Source organism: Vibrio sp. 10N.286.48.B8, from assembly GCF_003050085.1.
GTDB classification, from domain to species: Bacteria; Pseudomonadota; Gammaproteobacteria; order Enterobacterales; family Vibrionaceae; genus Vibrio; species Vibrio crassostreae.
The window spans coordinates 66424-84859 of the sequence record NZ_PIGD01000010.1 but is presented as its reverse complement, the minus strand read 5'-3'; the positions used below and the strand labels follow the sequence as shown (position 1 = coordinate 84859).

Annotated in this window: 15 protein-coding genes; 14 read left to right on the top strand and 1 reads right to left on the bottom strand. The window is 44.8% G+C overall.

The window, feature by feature from the left end:
• Window positions 1–80 precede the first annotated feature (80 nt).
• The 5 genes from CWO08_RS13190 (at window position 81) to CWO08_RS13170 (ending at window position 5339) form a co-directional block, all read left to right on the top strand.
• Window positions 81–1142 (top strand): imelysin family protein, encoded by a 1062-nt coding sequence (locus CWO08_RS13190; protein ID WP_107898972.1) that lies wholly within the window; start codon window positions 81–83, stop codon window positions 1140–1142.
• Complete coding sequence (locus CWO08_RS13185; protein ID WP_108020609.1) at window positions 1132–2220, top strand: DUF1513 domain-containing protein; 1089 nt, start codon at window positions 1132–1134, stop codon at window positions 2218–2220. The genes CWO08_RS13190 and CWO08_RS13185 overlap by 11 nt, the downstream gene beginning before the upstream one ends.
• An 80-nt stretch (window positions 2221–2300) precedes the next feature.
• Window positions 2301–3839 carry a murein L,D-transpeptidase gene (locus tag CWO08_RS13180; RefSeq protein WP_102530454.1) on the top strand — a complete coding sequence of 513 codons (1539 nt, stop codon included), beginning with the start codon at window positions 2301–2303 and terminating at the stop codon, window positions 3837–3839.
• Between the two features lie 197 nt (window positions 3840–4036).
• Entirely contained in the window at window positions 4037–4585 is a 549-nt protein-coding gene (locus CWO08_RS13175; protein WP_102432394.1) for a YcbK family protein, read from the top strand.
• A 100-nt stretch (window positions 4586–4685) separates the two neighbouring features.
• Entirely contained in the window at window positions 4686–5339 is a 654-nt protein-coding gene (locus CWO08_RS13170; protein WP_102432395.1) for an MBL fold metallo-hydrolase, read from the top strand.
• A gap of 119 nt (window positions 5340–5458) precedes the next feature.
• On the opposite strand, the gene CWO08_RS13165 is transcribed toward CWO08_RS13170, so the two are convergent.
• A complete protein-coding gene (locus CWO08_RS13165; protein WP_102432396.1) occupies window positions 5459–6259 on the bottom strand; it encodes a DUF2982 domain-containing protein in 801 nt (266 codons plus the stop codon).
• Between the two features lie 220 nt (window positions 6260–6479).
• On the opposite strand from CWO08_RS13165, the gene CWO08_RS13160 reads away from it, so the two are divergent.
• The 9 genes from CWO08_RS13160 to CWO08_RS13120 all read left to right on the top strand — a co-directional run bounded on the left by CWO08_RS13160 (window position 6480) and on the right by CWO08_RS13120 (window position 18424).
• Window positions 6480–6872, top strand: a complete 393-nt coding sequence (locus CWO08_RS13160) for a hypothetical protein (protein ID WP_004740184.1) — start codon at window positions 6480–6482, stop codon at window positions 6870–6872.
• Window positions 6873–7410: 538 nt separating this feature from the next.
• Window positions 7411–8505 (top strand): TRAP transporter substrate-binding protein, encoded by a 1095-nt coding sequence (locus CWO08_RS13155; RefSeq protein ID WP_017060957.1) that lies wholly within the window; start codon window positions 7411–7413, stop codon window positions 8503–8505.
• Window positions 8506–8714: 209 nt separating this feature from the next.
• Window positions 8715–9245, top strand: coding sequence for a TRAP transporter small permease subunit (locus CWO08_RS13150; RefSeq protein WP_048659564.1), 531 nt, complete (start codon window positions 8715–8717; stop codon window positions 9243–9245).
• A gap of 9 nt (window positions 9246–9254) precedes the next feature.
• A complete protein-coding gene (locus CWO08_RS13145) occupies window positions 9255–10538 on the top strand; it encodes a TRAP transporter large permease subunit (RefSeq protein WP_029235146.1) in 1284 nt (427 codons plus the stop codon).
• A 104-nt stretch (window positions 10539–10642) separates the two neighbouring features.
• Window positions 10643–11998: a cache domain-containing protein gene (locus CWO08_RS13140; protein WP_048664744.1), complete on the top strand. Its 1356-nt coding sequence runs from the start codon at window positions 10643–10645 to the stop codon at window positions 11996–11998.
• Window positions 11991–12629: a response regulator transcription factor gene (locus CWO08_RS13135; protein WP_108020608.1), complete on the top strand. Its 639-nt coding sequence runs from the start codon at window positions 11991–11993 to the stop codon at window positions 12627–12629. The genes CWO08_RS13140 and CWO08_RS13135 overlap by 8 nt, the downstream gene beginning before the upstream one ends.
• A gap of 188 nt (window positions 12630–12817) precedes the next feature.
• A complete protein-coding gene (locus CWO08_RS13130; RefSeq protein WP_108020607.1) occupies window positions 12818–14416 on the top strand; it encodes a BCCT family transporter in 1599 nt (532 codons plus the stop codon).
• Between the two features lie 256 nt (window positions 14417–14672).
• Complete coding sequence (locus tag CWO08_RS13125) at window positions 14673–16244, top strand: BCCT family transporter (protein ID WP_048659559.1); 1572 nt, start codon at window positions 14673–14675, stop codon at window positions 16242–16244.
• 296 nt (window positions 16245–16540) lie between these two features.
• Window positions 16541–18424 (top strand): methyl-accepting chemotaxis protein, encoded by a 1884-nt coding sequence (locus tag CWO08_RS13120; protein ID WP_108020606.1) that lies wholly within the window; start codon window positions 16541–16543, stop codon window positions 18422–18424.
• Window positions 18425–18436 lie beyond the last annotated feature (12 nt).

Sequence of the window (18436 nt, the reverse complement as noted above, 5' to 3'; positions counted from 1 at the left end):
TAGGAATACGAGCTCAGCGGTCGTTTCATATTTAGTGAACTCATATAATTAAAAGAAAAATTAGGAAGTAAGGTAACAGCATGACACATAAATTTTTGTTAATGCCTTTGTCGGTATTAATCATGGCAGGCTGTCAATCATCGGGTGAGCAGACTGCTTCATCTGAGGTTAACGGTGTGTCCTATCAAGCCGACACGGCAAATCATATTAGTCGCAGTGTCTATCAACAAGAGTTTGATTCTGCAGTTCTATTTGCCAAGCAAGCCAGTGAACTAGAAGTCTTGATGCAGGGTTACTGCCAAACCAATAGTGTTGAGCTTGATACGTTGAAAGCTCAGTGGCAGCTTACAATGAACAGTTGGATGGCACTACAAGGTCAAGAAAGAGGCCCAACAGCGGCACTGGAAGAGAGCTGGAATGTTCAGTTTTGGCCAGACAAAAAGAACACCACAGGTCTAAAAATGCGTCAGCTGACTCAGCAAGATAAAGCTTGGTCACAAGACGAAATTGCACAGCAAAGTGTGACCGTTCAGGGGCTTGGCGCCTTGGAGTGGTCTCTGTACGACGAGCAATCTCCACTGCTTCAAGACAAAGCTTCAGGCTGTCTATCTTCACCAGCTATCGCACAAAACTTGGCAATGAAATCGGCCTCTATTGCTGAAGCTTGGCAGGTTAACCCGTGGCTAGCGCTAGACGAGATGCGTTGGGAATCTGAATACATCGCTCTATTGACTAACCAGCTTGATTACAGCATGAAAAAGCTGAGTCGCCCGATGGCGAAAATTGGTCATCCGCGTCCTTACTTCTCAGAATCATGGCGTGCACAAACCTCGATGACTCAACTAAAAGCGAATGTAGCAGCACTTCAGAATTTGTACCTTGCCGATGGCAATGGCCTAGACGGCTTGTTGAGAGAGAAGGGCTTAAACGATCTTGCTGACCGTGTTGCTGACCAGTTCACATTGACGCTAGATACTTGGCCTACAGACTCAAGCTTGTTTGAGTTATTGCAGAGTAAAGAGGGCTACCGAGATGTGCTGACTCAATACAACAAACTAGAACGTTTGAAGTACCTGATTCATGAAGAAGTGGCGATAGAGCTTGGCGTGGTAATAGGATTTAATGCTACCGATGGTGACTGATACTACGCGAAGAACGCTACTCAAGGCTGCACTGGGTTGTGCAGCTGTTCCATTGCTTCCGTTTGGCTGCGCTAGTCGCTCTGGTGCTGTGAGCTCATCTAATGATCCTCAACTGATAGGATGTGCGCTGAATGGGCGAGGTCAATATTCAGCGGTTGTGGCTGACGAATATGGAATGCCATTGAGTCAACTGCCGATTCCAGATCGTGGTCATGGCGTCGCGATTTGCCCAACCTCATCACATGCGGTGGTTTTTGCTCGTCGTCCTGGTGACTATTTTATGGTGTTTGACTATAAAAACGGTCAGCAGATCAAAATGGTCGTGAAAGGTAAGAACCGTCACTTCTATGGTCATGGCGTTTACTCATTAGATGGTAAGTTACTGTATGCCACTGAAGGGAAAACGGACAGAAGCCAAGGTGTGATTGGCGTTTACGATGTCGCGCAAGGCTATCGTAAGGTCGAAGAGTTCAGCGGTTTTGGTATTGGGCCTCATGAAGTGATCATCATGCCGGATGGTAATCTCGCGATCGGCGTTGGTGGCGTTCATACTGATGGTAGAACACCGAAAAACCTAGATTCGATGCAGCCGAGCTTGAGTTATATTTCTCCTGAAGGTGCGCTGCTTGATCAGGTTGAATTGTTGGATAAGAAGCTGAGCATTCGACACTTAGCCCATGATGGTGCTGAAACCGTGCTTTGTGGCCAGCAATATCGTGGTGAACCAGATGAGTATCCTTCGCTATTGGCGATGCATACTAAAGGCGGGCAGTTTGAATCACTGAACGCAGAGCCAGAGCAATGGGCAAGGTTCAATCACTATATCGCCAGTATTGCGGCGTCAGATGATTGGATTATTGCGACTTCGCCAAGAGGCAACTGCTACGGTATTTGGTCCAAAGAGAGTAAAGAGTTAGTCGAACTTTCTGCGCTATCTGATGCCTCTGGTGCCGTGTTACTTGATGGAGAGTTTCGACTCAGCTCTGGGGCGGGGAGTGTGGTTAGCCAGCGAAAGCCTCATGAGAAATCGACCCAGCAATCTACGGTTCAGTGGGATAACCACTGGTCGTCAATTTGATGCATATAGCACCTTAAAAATTAACATGCTTACTCGAATTTCTTTGCCATACTTATTAGATTATGGGGATGGAGTTAAGCATGTTAGCGAAATACTTCTGTGGATTATTGGTGTTAGTTTCTGTGCACGCATGGAGCTATACGAGTTCTGACGAGAGCCGTTTCATTCCGGCTGATTCAGAGCTCTCTTTTATGCTGATTTATCCAGAGCTTACCCAGAGTATTTATCAAGACACTTCTCTTCCTATCCTTTGGGATTCGCCAGAACTGGTTAAAGCGTTTGAATTTCAATTGTCGCTTCTCGAACAAGCTCAAATGGCACCGCTCTTTGAACGACAACTTAAGCAAATCCGTCACTATCAATCCTACGCTCAATGGCAAGAGTTGGACATATTACTTACCGATACCTTTATCTACTACCTAAGCTACGTTGAAAATGCGCCACTTGCCGGTAAGGAGTGGTACTTTTCGGGTAAGCTACATTCCAAATTACCAGCGCCTTCGCCCCATATTCTGATGAGACTGAAAAGCAGTGTCGCCAATGATTACTTATTGGAGATGGTGTTGTCTTACGCACCGCCAGTGGGGGATTTCGACCAATTCAAGGCGACTTATTCAGTATTAGAAACCGCGTCCGAGCTCAAGATTGATCGGTACAGACAGAAAGGCTTGAAACGCTTGGGCGACCAGCTTTCAGATAAAGCCATTCTTGTTGAACGTATTGCCTTGGTCGGTGTTGATACTTCGATGATCGCGGTCGATTTCCCTAAGTTCGATCGAGATCTGCAAACGGCGATTAAGTCCTTCCAGCGTATGCACGGTCTTACAGACGATGGGATCATCGGCCCTGACACGATAAAGTGGATCAACATGGGCTTTGATGATCGATTAACCTCATTGGCTCTGAATGCTGAACGTGTTCGTTTGTGGCCAAGAGACCGAGATTCTCTCATCGTCGTTAACGTGCCGAGTTTTGACATGAAGTACTGGGAAGATGGCGAAGAGGTGTTTGAGTCTAAAGTCGTCGTGGGAAGAAAATCGCGAAAAACACCGCTTTTAGAGATAAACCTAGATTCTGTCATTCTAAACCCGACTTGGAATGTGCCATGGAAAATCATGGTCAAAGACATACTGCCTAAAGTAAAAGCGGACGAAAGCTACCTTGAAACGAACAACTTCCAAGTGATTGACGGTTGGCGTTCAATGGAAACGGTCGACACCACAGAGATCGATTGGCAGACAATCAACTTCAATTCGTTTCCATATCGGATGCGTCAGCAGGCTGGCTCGCGAAATGCATTAGGTTTGTATAAGTTCAACACACCTAATAAGCGAGCCATTTACCTGCACGATACACCAAGTAAAGGCCTGTTTAATGACGACTTCCGTGCTTATAGCTCAGGTTGCATACGTGTTGAACACGCAGAAGAACTGGCTGAGTTATTGTTTGCCACTAAGGTAAGGAAAGTCCCGAACCAAAATGCTGACCTCGCTCCGAATACTAAGGTTCGCCTCAAGAAGCGGATTCCAGTGCATATCATCTATCAAACCGTGTTGTTTGAAGAGGGCGGCATACAGTACCGCGGTGATATCTACCAATATGATAAAGAGGGTGGTTGATTGAAATGAGTTCAACTAAGGTGATCTTGACCAAAAAATGACAACCAAGCTTCTATTGATAAAATTATAATGAGTATCAATAACTAACCGTACAAAGGTTACAAATACTAACGTTTTGCGCGGTTTTTGTACGTTGACGCAGCAAATACCATTATGTATCGTGCATTTTTCGTTCGATCTAATTGGTTTTTTGCTGTATGTCTCAAAGTTTATTTTCACGCCGTCAGTTTCTGACTTACGCTGGTGGTACTGCTGTTGTCGCCTCTCTTACTCCTTCTATCGCTTTTGCTTCATACCCTGATCAACCAAGAACGATTAGCATGAACAATCTTCACACTGGTGAACGTTTAGAGACTTGTTATTTCGATGGCACTAACTATGTCGGTGACGAAATGGCACGCCTTAGCAAACTATGTCGCGATTTCCGTCGTAATGAAATTCACCCAATGGACAAGAACCTGTTTGATCAGATCACTCAGATTCAAAACGTGTTGGGTATTCAAAAAGAAGTTCAGATCATCTCTGGTTACCGTTCTCCAGCGACCAATGAAGCACTTCGTTCTAAGTCGAGTGGTGTGGCTAAAAAGAGTTACCATATGTTAGGTAAAGCAATCGACTTCCGTATTGATGGTGTTGATCTGAAAGAGCTGAGAGACGTAGCTAAAAGCCTGAACGCAGGTGGTGTGGGTTATTATGCGCGTAGCAACTTTATCCATATTGATACTGGTCCAGTACGAAGCTGGTAGCTCTAGGCTCTGTGGTGAACTGAAGCGGTAGGCACTTGTCAAAGTAGACATCCAATGTCATAGTTTGCCCAAATTTCAGTTTGCCCTCTAAGGTTTGTATATGTCTCTTAAGTATCAAGTTGTACCTGTTACCTCTTTCGCTCAAAACTGCTCGATTGTGTGGTGTGATGAAACCATGGAAGGCATCGTTGTTGATCCAGGTGGCGACATCCAACAGCTAGCTGCGATCATTGAAGAGCTGGGTGTGAAGGTGGTGAACTTGGTGCTGACTCATGGTCACTTAGATCATGTTGGTGGTACGGTGCCACTTTCAGAGATGTTGAACGTTGAAATTGTTGGCCCACATAAGGCTGATAATTTCTGGTTGCAAGGCCTAGAGAATCAAAGCCAAATGTTTGGTTTCCCACTGTGTAAAGCCTTTGAACCAAACACTTGGTTAGAAGAGGGCGACAAAGTGACTTTTGGTAACCAAGTTATCGATGTGATTCACACGCCGGGCCACACGCCAGGTCACGTTGTACTGTTCAGTGAGCAAGCACGTATAGCATTTGTAGGTGACGTGTTGTTTAACGGTGCAATTGGCCGTACTGATTTCCCACAAGGTGATTTCAATACACTTATCGCTTCAATCAAGACTAAGCTTTGGCCGCTAGGCAGTGACGTAACATTCGTTCCGGGTCATGGCCCTGAATCGACATTCGGTCGTGAGCGTGCATCAAACCCGTTCGTAGCGGATGAAATGCCTCTGTACTAGGTCTATGATTTAATAGAAGAACGATTGAAAATGAAGCTTAGCTTTTCTTATGAAAACTAAGCTTTTTTTATGGTTCATCGTGGATTAGCGTGCGAGTTTATTTTTAAACCTGTTTAATTTTAATCAGAAAGACGCTCGGCAGCCGCCAAGTAGCGTCGAGCCAGGCCAACAAACTCTTCTCCACTAATATTCAAATCATGGGTTGATATGAAAATGTCATAACCGTGGAAGCCTCTTTGGTACTTCATCCTGTTGGCGAGCATCGCCTGTAACCCTGAATAGTCTTTGATTATCGCATTTTGATTATTTGCTTCATCGTGTGAATCCGCATCCATTTGTGCTTGTTGAGCGTTGAAATGCACCTCGTCATTACTCTTTGATTCTTTATATTGGCTCAATTCAACACACCCGTTTTCGGTACAACGAGTGTGGTAGTGCGATGAGTCTAAAACCATATCTTCAAAGTTTGACTCTTTTCCCGCTTGTTTAGCACCTAGATACAAAAGTGCTCGTTGGCTCAGCAATAACTCACAGGTGATTTTGGGGCAGATCGAATCGAGGTAGGGCGAGTAATCTTTAACCTTGATACCAATCCAAGGCAGAGGTTGGTGCCAACCATCTTGTTCATAGGTGCAAAGGCCAATTTTTTGGATGTTGTTCCACTTTAAGACCCAGCCCCCTTTATAAAAATGTTGTTGAAAATGAGTCGGTGTGAGGGTGAACATCACTCTGCTGCGCAACATTAAATAATAGCCAGTTCCTAGTAGGGCAATAATGCAAAATGCACCCACGATCAGTAACTTTGGATTGTCGCTGTAGAGTGCAATGATCAAGCAAACGAAGCCTAAAATAACGGCGAGAATACGGTACGAACGTGTGAACGAGGGCAAAGAGAAATTTGTTAGGTGACGAGTGTCCATAGGCAACACCAAGTTTTCATATTTTTGTCTGGATGGATAACCAGTGTATATGACCCTGAATTGATAAGTCGATGTTTAAATAATAGACGCTAGTAGACAATATCGGTATTTTTCGTCGACTTTCGACGCTTCACTCTACAAATAGCTCCTGTTTTTTGGTATAAATCGCGCTTCAAATTTTCACCACTGCGAAAAGAGCAGTGAACTGGAGAAATATTCAATGAGACTTGCTCATAAGCGTAAGGTGCAGGCTAAACTGCAGAAACGCACTAAAGCGGCTGTAGTTAAAGCAGTGGCAACGCCGAAAAAAGCGAAGCCTGTCGCAGAGAAAGTTGTAGCAGAAAAAACTGTAGCAGCAAAACCAGCGGTAGAGAAAACAGTAGCAGCAACTAAAGAAGTTGCAGTAGCACTGACTCCTAAGCAACAACAAGTTCTAGACATCGTTGTTAGCAATGCTGAAGGCATTAACCCTAAAGGTATCGGCCTAGCAGCTGGTCAAGAAGACGCGAAAGCAGCTTCATGGGCAACAGGCGCATTGAAAAAACTTCTTGAAGAAAACCTAGTAGCGAAAGAGCAACTTGCAGGTAACAAGGTTATCTACAAAGCTATCTAATCCCGCGGGATTATATTCGCTTCGTTAAGTTTTTAAGCCTCGATTATCGAGGCTTTTTTGTATCTGTCATAAACTTCATTTATCGCTTATTCTCATTTATCGCTTATTCTCATTTACTGGTTATTCCCATTCCAATCTACCGTTTAACTTGTTCACTTTAACTTCTAGCTTTGCTTCTCATCAGCAAGCCCTAAAGTAGGGCGCCTTACTAAAAAGCGCGGGTGACTTTCCCTAAAATGCAGCAATGGATAGAGCTTCATCACGAAATGGGAATCAATTGTTAATCGCGGTTCATTATAACTACTTAGGTATTTATCAATACGCATTCCCTTGGTGAATATCCAAACTCCTTTAAAATCGACACTATTCAATCATCTCCTACGTAGTTCTACTTAATCCTTTGGTCTAATACGTAACTTTGCTCACGCCATGCGTGCGTGCTCTCCCTGATATCTTGTTGCCTCATCACGGTGCACTCTTATGTTGAATCATAAAAAATGCTCATAGAAAGAGTGTTAACCCAACAAAGGACGTGAACATGAGTCTCATTTCTAACTCCCTCACACGAGTTTTTAAAAACGTTGCAGTAACCGCTGCGGCTTGTTTAGCTTTGGTCGCTACTGGTGCTACAGCCGCTGATAAGGTTTACCGTTTAAAGCTTGCAGAAACGTGGGGACCAAACTTCCCAGTTTTCGGTGATGCTACGAAGAACATGGCGGCGATGGCTGAGAAGATGTCGAATGGTCGACTGCAAATCAGAATCGATTCAGCAAACAAACACAAAGCCCCTCTTGGCGTTTTTGACATGGTTAAGTCTGGTCAATACGACATGGGTCACTCAGGCTCTTACTACTGGAAAGGTAAAGTTCCAAACACTCTTTACTTCACTTCTATGCCTTTCGGTATGACGCCGGCAGAACAATACGCGTGGTTCTATCACGGTGGTGGTATGGAGTTGATGGAGCAGGTTTACTCTCCACACAACTTGATGTCATTCCCAGGTGGTAACACGGATATCCAGATGGGTGGTTGGTTCCAAAAAGAAATCAACAGTGTTGAAGATCTACAAGGTCTTAAAATGCGAATCCCAGGATTTGCAGGCGAGATTCTTGCTGAGCTAGGTGCTAAACCGACCAACATTGCCCCAGGTGAGCTATACACGTCTCTAGAGCGCCGAACGATTGATGCACTAGAGTGGGTAGGTCCATCACTGGATTTACGTATGGGTTTCCACAAAATCGCGCCTTACTACTACACAGGTTGGCATGAGCCGGGTTCAGAGCTTCAATTCCTAGTGAACAAACGCACATGGAACAAGCTGCCTGAAGACCTACAAGAAATCTTGCGTGTTGCAATGCGTACTGCGGCTTACGACATGTACACACAAGCAACGCACGAAAGTGGTAAGAACTGGGTTTCAATGAAAACAGAATACCCAGATGTACAAGTGAAAGATTTCCCGCCAGAGGTTATGTCTGCACTGAAAGAAGCGAACGATCGCCTACTTGCTGCACATGCTGAGAAAGATGAGTTAGCAAAAGAGATTCAAGCTTCACAAGCAAGCTACCTAGAGCAAGTTCGTTCATGGACGGATATTTCACATAGAGCTTACTTAAATAGCCAAGCGAAATAGTCGACAGTTGTTGAACTGAATCTAAATGAACCCAAAGCTTCCCATATTAGGCAGCTAAGAGTGAGCAAGTGGCGGGTTTATTTAAAACATAATAATTAAATGCTCAAGAACCCTTTCTACGTCGTGCCTATTGCTAGCTATAAACTGAATCGTTTTTAGTTGGGTTAGCTGTACTGCAAGATGTCTTTTCAAATTCCATGGAGTCGGGAATGCGAAGTCTAATTTATATTGAACGCCTGTTTAATCGTATCGGTGATGCACTGGGATGGCTTTCCAGTATGTTGTTTATTTTACTTATCGCCAACGTCGTGTATGACGTTGTCATGAGATATGCATTCAACGATGTCTCTATCGCCTTCCAAGAGATGGAATGGCACCTTTTCTCAGCCGTTTTCCTATTAGGTGTTCCTTATGCCATCAAAGCGGGTGGTCATGTTCGAGTTGACGTGTTCTACGAGCAACTGAGCTTTAAAGCACAAGCGATAATTGACCTGCTAGGCACACTTATCTTCTTACTGCCGTTTTGTTTGCTGGTGGCTTGGTTTGGTATCGATGTTGCCAAAGAGAGCTATGAACTGGGTGAAACCTCAGGCGATCCCGGTGGCCTGCCGTATCGCTGGATCATCAAAGCCATGATCCCACTGTCATTCTTCTTAATGGCACTCAGTGGCGTAGGTTTGATCCTGCATTCACTGAACAAGATTTTTAATCCCCATCTCATCCATGCCAATAACAAATAGAGGCTAAACATGATTGGAATAGTAATGTTTTTCGTAGCCTTGTTTGCGCTTTTACTTGGCTTCCCAGTGGCGTTTACCTTTGGTGGTATCGCGTTAATCTTTGGTGTTTGGGCTGAGGGCATTGAAATGTTTGCCTTCATGCCATATCGAATTCAATCCATTATGGAAAACACGGTGCTGATGGCCGTTCCATTGTTTGTTTTTATGGGGCTCGTTCTACAAAAGACCAAGCTTGCTGAGCAGTTGCTTGAGTCTATGGGGCGACTGTTTGGCGGCGTTCGTGGTGGTATCGCGATTTCAACCGTATTAGTAGGTTCACTACTTGCGGCTTCTACTGGCGTGGTTGGTGCTTCTGTTGTTGCTATGGGACTTATCTCCCTACCTGTAATGCTCAAGTACAATTACGACAAAGGCTTAGCCTGCGGCACTATTTGTGCGTCTGGTACGCTAGGGCAGATCATTCCACCCTCCATCGTATTGATTCTATTGGGTGATGTTCTAGGTGTTCCTGTAGGCGACTTGTTCCAAGCGGCGATTTGGCCAGGCGTGATGCTGGTCGGCGCGTACATCGTTTATATCTTGATATACGCAAAGCTACACCCTGAAGCGGCTCAACCTATTGAACGTGATGACTCCATCAGCCGTAAGCAGGAAGTGTTTAATGCGCTGAAAGCGATTCTTCCGCCTCTAGCGTTAATCATTGTTGTACTGGGCTCTATCTTCGCAGGTGTTGCTACGCCAACAGAGTCAGCCGCATTAGGTGGCGCGGGTGCGATGATACTTGCACTGCTTTACGGTCAATTTAGTTGGTCGATGGTGTACGAGGCGTCGAAAGAGACGGTGAAAGTAACGGCGATGGTATTTGCTATCTTGTTGGGTGCAACGGCATTCTCAATGGCGTTTACCTACACTGGTGGCGACTATCTGGTTGAAGAGTGGATGCTACAACTGCCAGGTGAAAAATGGGGCTTCCTGATCATTACCATGCTGGTGATTCTGATTCTGGGTTTCTTCATCGACTTCGTAGAGATCTGTTTCATCATCGTGCCGATCATTGCGCCAGTTGCTGAACTGATGGGCATCAACATGACATGGTTCGCTATCCTTATTGCGATGAACCTACAAACTTCCTTCTTAACGCCGCCATTTGGTTTTAGTTTGTTCTATTTAAAAGGCGTAGCACCGAAAGGCGTGACGACTAAGGACATCTACCGAGGTGTGATGCCGTTCATTCTGATTCAAATCCTCGTACTTGGATCACTTCTCGCTTTCCCATCTTTCTATGGAATGTGAGTGAAGCCAAGAATGTGAATGATATGTTTCAAGGGTTAACGATAAATTGCTAAAATAAAACGGCTTATTGATGTTCAGTAAGCCGTTTTTTGTGAGGAAAAGGAATGCCTCTAAAAGCCAAGCTGATTTTGCTGACGCTGCTCCCGTTGCTACTGGTAACGGCGAGTATTAGTTGGATCTCGTTACACCAAACTAAAACGTTGGGCGCGAAAGAGGTCGAAATCTTCAGAGACAGCTTAATCAAGTCACGTGAAAACGCCCTCAAAGACACAGTAGACCTAGCATTCGATGCCATTGAGCACATCTACAACGACCCTGACATCCAAGAAGCTCAAGCCAAAACGGAAGTTCGAGCCATATTGTCTAAACTTAGATACGGGTCGGACGGGTATTTCTTTGCCTACGATCGCCACGGAACCAATTTAGTTCATCCGATTCAGCCTGAATTGATTGGTCAAAACCTACTTGAACTGCAAGACGAGGATGGCGACTTTCTGATAGAAGCCCTGCTAAGAGAGGCACAAACGGGCGGAGGATTTCACCAGTATTTATGGCAAAAGCCATCGACGGGTGAAGTGGTGTCTAAGTTGAGTTACGCCGCATGGCTAGAACGCTGGGATTGGATGATTGGCACCGGTTTGTATATTGAAGATGTGCACCAAGAAGTGGCTTCAATGCAGGCTGAGATAAACAAGAATATTGAAACCACGTTCTTTTCTATTGTGGTGATTTTGAGTGTGACGGTGGCGGTTATTATCGTGCTTACCTTAGCCATCAACATGCATGAACATCGTATTGCCGATAACAACCTCAAAGAACTGGCGCATAAGACGGTGATGTTCCAAGAAGACGAGAAGAAACACCTAGCACGTGAGTTACATGATGGTATTAACCAATTATTAGTGTCGAGTCGTTGTCACTTAGAGCTACTCGGTAATAAGCTACAGAGTGAGGATCTCAAAGCACATTTGAATAAGTCACAGCATTCACTGATGCGAGCGATTGAAGAGGTGAGGCACATTTCACATCAACTTCGCCCAAGTTCACTGGATGACATAGGCTTAGAAGCGGCATTGTCTTCGTTGTTATTAGATTTTCAGGCGCACTCCGGCATTGAGGTGGAAACTTTATTTAGCACTCAACCGGGTAAGTTAAAATCAGAAGCCGCAACGACCTTGTATCGAGTGGTACAAGAGTCCCTGAATAACATAGAGAAACACGCACAAGCGACCAAAGTAACGGTTATCGCCCAGCAAATTGGTAACGTGTTGCAACTGCTTATCCAAGATAATGGTGTCGGTTTCAATACCTATAAAGCGATGGAAAAACGAGGGATCGGGCTGCGTAACATGAGAGAGCGAGTGGAGTTCATTGGCGGTGATTTTGAGTTGATGAGTGAGATTGGTTTCGGAACGGAAATTACGGTGTTACTGACACTAGAAGGATTAGTGAATGAGTGAAGTTATTCGAGTTGTGATTGCTGACGATCACCAAGTCGTACTGGATGGCTTTATGGCGAGATTAGAACTCGAGCCTGATATTAGCGTGATAGGCACAGCCAGTAACGGATTAGAAGCGGTTGAGATGGTGAAAACGCTGCGCCCTGATGTGGTGTTGATGGATATCAGCATGCCCATCATGAATGGTATTGATGCGACCCACCTGATTAAAGAAGAAGACCCTGAAGCCAAGGTGTTGATGCTGACCATGCATAACAACCGTGAATACATTATGAAGGTGATGCAGTCGGGGGCGGTCGGCTATATGTTGAAAGAGATTTCGGCTGAAAAAATGGTGCAGGCAATCAAAACGGTCAATCAAGGCTCAACCTATTTCTGTGAAAAAGTAACGCAGAATTTGTTTACTCAGCCGATTACTCCGACGCCATCTATGAAGAATCCATTGAGCAGACGTGAAGAGGCTGTGCTGAAATTAGTCGCAAAAGGGGAGAGCAGTAAAGAGGTCGCGAAGGCACTGAATATCAGCTATCGAACGGTCGAAACCCATAGGCAGAATATTAAGCATAAGCTGGACATTCACTCTACAGCAGAGCTTGCTAAATACGCAGTCAGCTCCGGGCTTGTGGACTGATCTTACGCTAAATTACATTAAATGTGTAATTTAATTACTAAATGTGTAATTTAATTACTAAATGTGCAATTTAGGCCTCCTTTATGGAGGTTTTTTAGTATTTTTGCGACAGGTTGATATTCTTCATTTCGAAATTTAAGCGCCGAATGCAATGTTGCAAACAGTGCGCTGCAAATTAGAGAGGAAGCATGGAGCCTGTAAAAGATAGGTATAGTATTGAAAATACCGATTATACAGTAGGACAAGATAACGTTCAGAAATGGGGTTTTGATGTTCATAACCCAGTATTTGGAATCAGTGCAGGGGCGATCATTATCTTCCTGTTGGCACTTCTAGTCTCAGACCCTGAAACCGCAAAAGCGGCGCTTGATGGAATCAAATGGAAAGTCATCGGTAACTTCGATGGTTTCTTCATGTGGGCAGCAAACATCTTCGTTATTTTCTGTTTTGCCCTCATTGTCTCCCCGTATGGCAAGATACGTATTGGTGGCAATGATGCCAAAGCAGAGCACTCAAACCTATCTTGGATGTCGATGTTATTCGCCGCGGGAATGGGTATTGGCCTAATGTTCTGGGGTGTTGCTGAACCAGTGGCTTACTTCACTGGCTGGTATGAAACGCCATTAGGTGTTGAAGCTTACTCTCCTGAAGCGGCGAAGTTAGCGCTCGGCGCGACCATCTACAACTGGGGTCTTCACGGTTGGGCGATTTACGCTGTTGTTGCTTTGGCGCTTGCCTTCTTCACCTTCAATAAAGGTTTACCTCTATCAATTCGCTCTATTTTCTACCCTATCTTAGGTGATAGAACTTGGGGTTGGTTTGGTCATATTGTTGATATCGTTGCTGTGCTTGCAACACTGTTTGGTCTTGCAACTTCACTGGGTTTAGGTGCTCAACAAGCAACAAGTGGTATTAACCATGTATTTGGTACCGATGGCGGTATTGGAATGCAACTGGTTGTTATCGCAGTGGTCACTTTCTTAGCTACAATGTCCGTTGTTCGTGGCATCAATGGTGGCGTAAAAGTACTAAGTAACGTCAACATGCTGGTTGCTTTGGGCTTGCTTATCTTCGTAACCATCGCTGGTGGCATGGCGGGTATTAAAGCTATCCCAACCGCTCTAATGGGCTACATTGAAAACTTCATTCCTTTAAGTAATCCTCATGGTCGTGATGATGAAACGTGGATGCAAGGTTGGACGGTATTCTACTGGGCGTGGTGGATGTCTTGGTCTCCATTCGTAGGCATGTTCATCGCTCGTATCTCTAAAGGTCGTACGATTCGTGAATTCATCGTTGCTGTATTGTTCATCCCAACGACCGTAATCATCATCTGGATGGCTATTTTTGGTGGTATCGCGATTGATCAAGTGGCGAACAAGGTGGGTGAGATTGGTGTGAATGGTCTGCAAGATATTACACTTTCTCTTTTCCATACTTACGATGCACTGCCAATGAGCTCTGTGCTTTCAGTGGTATCGATTGGGTTGATTATGGTGTTCTTTATCACCTCGTCTGATTCAGGTTCATTGGTTATCGATAGTATTACCTCTGGCGGTAAAGTCGATGCCCCTGTTCCACAACGCGTATTTTGGGCGTTGATGGGCGGTGCGATTGCAGCGGTTCTATTGTGGGTTGGTGGTACGGAATCTATTCAAGCATTACAAGCTGGAACGGTATCAATGGCGCTACCATTTGCCTTCATATTATTGCTTATGTGCCTAAGCTTATTGTTAGGTTTACGAACTGAAAATCAATTGGTTAAGCATCAAAATGCTTTGAGTTGAAAGTATTTTTGATAAAAAGGTCGGCATGGTCGACCTTTTTTTCGTCATAAACTTGAGTAATTACGTGGATTTTGTTTGTAATTTCATCGAACCGATTCTGGTTTACTGAAAACAACAACTTAACCTGCTAAACTTCAGACATCCAAGTATTTGAATTATTGTGACAACAGCTTGTACTACTTGGATTGTAGGTTCGAGTTTGTGATTGGGTCACAGGTAAGTAAGGGATATTAGTAGTATTCCGTAGAGAGGGATAATGACTAAAGGTATAGATAAATACAGTATCGACAGTACCGATTACACTGTTGGTCAGGATAACGTCCAAAAATGGGGTTTCGACGTACATAACCCAGTATTTGGTATCAGTGCGGGACTTATCGCCTTATTCTTGATCGGTGTTCTACTTACAGATACCGCTTCAGCAAAGGCAGCACTAGATGGTGTTAAATGGCAAATTATCAATTCATTTGATTGGCTGTTCATCTGGTCCGGTAACATTTTCGTTATTTTTTGCTTGGGCTTGATTGTTTCTCCATTTGGTAAAATCCGCCTAGGTGGCGTTGATGCAACCGCTGATTACTCATTCATGTCTTGGTTGTCCATGCTGTTCGCTGCAGGTATGGGTATCGGTTTGATGTTCTGGAGTGTGGCGGAGCCAGCTGCTTACTACACAGGTTGGTATGAAACGCCGTTAGGTGTTGAAGCGAATACACCAGAAGCGGCTAAGCTAGCACTAGGTGCAACCATGTATCACTGGGGACTGCACCCTTGGGCGATTTATGGTGTAGTGGCATTGTCACTTGCTTTCTTCTCTTACAACAAGGGATTACCTCTTTCAATTCGTTCTATCTTTTACCCAATCTTAGGTGATAGAGCTTGGGGCTGGGCAGGTCACATTGTTGATATTCTTGCAGTTCTTGCAACCCTATTCGGTTTGGCGACATCGCTTGGCCTAGGTGCACAACAAGCGGCAAGTGGTATTCAGCATGTATTCGGTATTGAAGCGGGCTTAGGGCTGCAAGTCATTGTTATTACAGTGGTGACTTTATTAGCGGTTGTCTCCGTACTTCGTGGTATTGATGGTGGCGTTAAAGTTATCAGTAATATCAATATGCTAGTAGCTTTCTTACTGCTGATCTTAGTTGCGCTAATCGGTTATGCAGTGACGCTGGGGTCAATCCCAACAACATTGATGGCATACATCGAAAACATCATTCCGCTGAGTAACCCTCACGGCCGTGAAGATGAAGCTTGGCTACACGGTTGGACGGTATTCTATTGGGCTTGGTGGATCTCATGGTCACCATTCGTAGGTATGTTTATCGCTCGTGTTTCTAAAGGTCGTACGGTTCGTGAGTTCATCACAGCAGTACTGATTGTACCGACTACCGTGACTATCATTTGGATGTCAGTGTTTGGTGGTATGGCGATTGACCAAATCGTGAATAACATTGGTATTCTTGGTCAAGAAGGTTTAACCGATGTATCGCTAGCGATGTTCCAAATGTTTGATGTATTACCATTTGGTACTCTGCTTTCAATCATTGCGGTTGTATTGGTTTTAGTCTTCTTCATTACATCGTCTGACTCAGGCTCTCTAGTAATCGATAGCATCACCGCGGGTGGTAAAGTTGATACGCCTGTGCCTCAACGTGTGTTCTGGGCGTTCCTTGAAGGTGCGATTGCTGTCGCTCTATTGTGGGTTGGTGGTACTGAAGCAGTACAAGCTCTGCAAGCGGGTGCAATCTCGACGGCATTGCCATTCACCATCATTCTATTACTGATGTGTGTGAGCTTGCTAATGGGTATGCGTACAGAAAAACGCTAGGCTTTCTAAGCTAAAATCTACTGCAATTTATACGCAGTAGAGCGGTAAATAATATGAAGGCAGAAGAGGAAACTCTTCTGCCTTTTTGTTTTTTTACCGTACTAAATCTGACATTATTTCTAATAATCACATAGTAAATAGCGCCTTAAATTTGGCGATATGCCAACTAATTGGCATAAGCTAAGGCTATGGTTTACATAAAAATATATTCCAATATTAAATTGTGAAATCGCTCGAATTTAATACTGATATTGGGTAGTATGCGCGGGATTTCCCACCACTCGTGAAACTTTGACATGAAACTAACACTAAAACAGAAGTTAATAGGTGCGAGCCTATCTGCTGTTGTCGTTATGGCTACAGCACTGACTTGGTTATCAGCAAACCAGTTATTTGAACAGACTCGTAATGGCGTATACCTACGAGCTGAAAGCGTATCAGAAGCAGCATCTGAAGGTATTAAAAACTGGATTGATATTCGTACGGATATCGCTTCAGCATTCAACGACTTTTCACGAGAGGATGATGTTGTTCCTTTCCTTAAGCAAGCTCGTGTAGCGGGTGGCTTTGACGATATCTTTTTAGGTACTCCAGAAGGTGGCATGTACCGCTCACACCCTGAACGTAACCGTGCTGGTTACGATCCTCGTCAACGTCCTTGGTACCAAGAAGCAAACGCTGCAGGTAAGCAAATCATTACTACTGCTTACCAAGATGCAATCACCAAAGCACTTCTAGTAACGATTGCAGAGCCAGTTCGCCACAATGGTCAACTTGTTGGTGTGGTAGGTGCTGACGTACTTATCGATCAATTGGTTAATGACGTTATCAGCCTAGATGTGGGTGACAACGCTCACGCAATGCTAATCGATGCGTCTGACGGCACATTCCTAGCGCACCCAGATTCAGCACTAAGCCTGAAGCCAGTAAGCCAGCTTTCTAATGACATCTCTATGCCTATTATCGAGAACGCTGTGCGTACTGGTAGCATCGAGATCATTAAAGAGCGTGGTGCTGAGAAGCTGCTTTACTTCACGAAGGTTCCTAACACCAACTGGATCTTCGCTATTCAAATGGACAAAGCAACAGAAGAAGCGAACCACTCAACACTGCTTACTCAGCTAATCACAACGGCTGTCGTAATTACGTTAATCGTAATCGTACTCGTGTCTTGGTTAGTGAGCTTCCTATTCCGCGACCTAAACCGCGTTTCAGCAGCACTTGAAGAAATTGCTTCAGGTGAGGGCGACCTTACTCAACGTCTTGAGCCTAAGAGTGACGACGAAATCGGTAAGCTTGCTGAAAACTTCAACCGTTTTGTGGGCAATATGCACACTATGGTGATCAAGCTAAGCGAAGTATCTGCGGCGCTAGGCAATCAAGCACGTCAAACGGCTTCTCAAGCTGAAGAACGTAGTGCTCGTATCCAAATGCAACAAGACGAGATCAACATGGTAGCAACAGCCGTTAACGAAATGGCTGCAGCAACACAAGAGATCGCGGGTAACGCAGACCACACGGCACAGAATTCATCTGAAGCGGTTGGCGCGTGTGAGCACGGTACTGGTCAAGTAACACAGACGCAAAGCTCTATCCAAAACCTTGCTCAAGAAGTTCAAATCGCAACCAACGTGATTCTAGAACTTGAAGAGCACGGCAACAGCATCAACGCTATCTTGTCGAACATTCAAGGTATCGCTGAACAAACGAACCTACTTGCACTTAACGCCGCTATTGAAGCAGCACGTGCTGGTGAGCAAGGTCGTGGTTTCGCAGTCGTAGCGGATGAAGTTCGTGTTCTGAGCCAACGTACACACGGCTCAACGCAAGAGATTCAACAAACAATTGAGTTGCTACAAGGTACAACAGGCAAAGCGGTTAACATCATGAACGATAGCCGTACACTTGCTGAAACCAGTGTTGATGATGCTAACTCAGCGGCTGCAAGCCTAACGCAAATCCATGCTGCTGTTGAGCGCATCAGTGACATGGCAACACAGATCGCTTCTGCTGCAGAAGAGCAAGCGTCTGTAACGTCTGAGATTACTCGCAACACTGAAGGAATCCGTGACGTGTCTAACGAGCTAGCAGACGAAGCACACCAAGCGGCAGAGCAAGCAGCTCAGCTGTCTGAACTGTCTCACGAGCTAGAGAGTGAAATTAGCCGCTTCAAGCTGTAAGCACTAAAACGT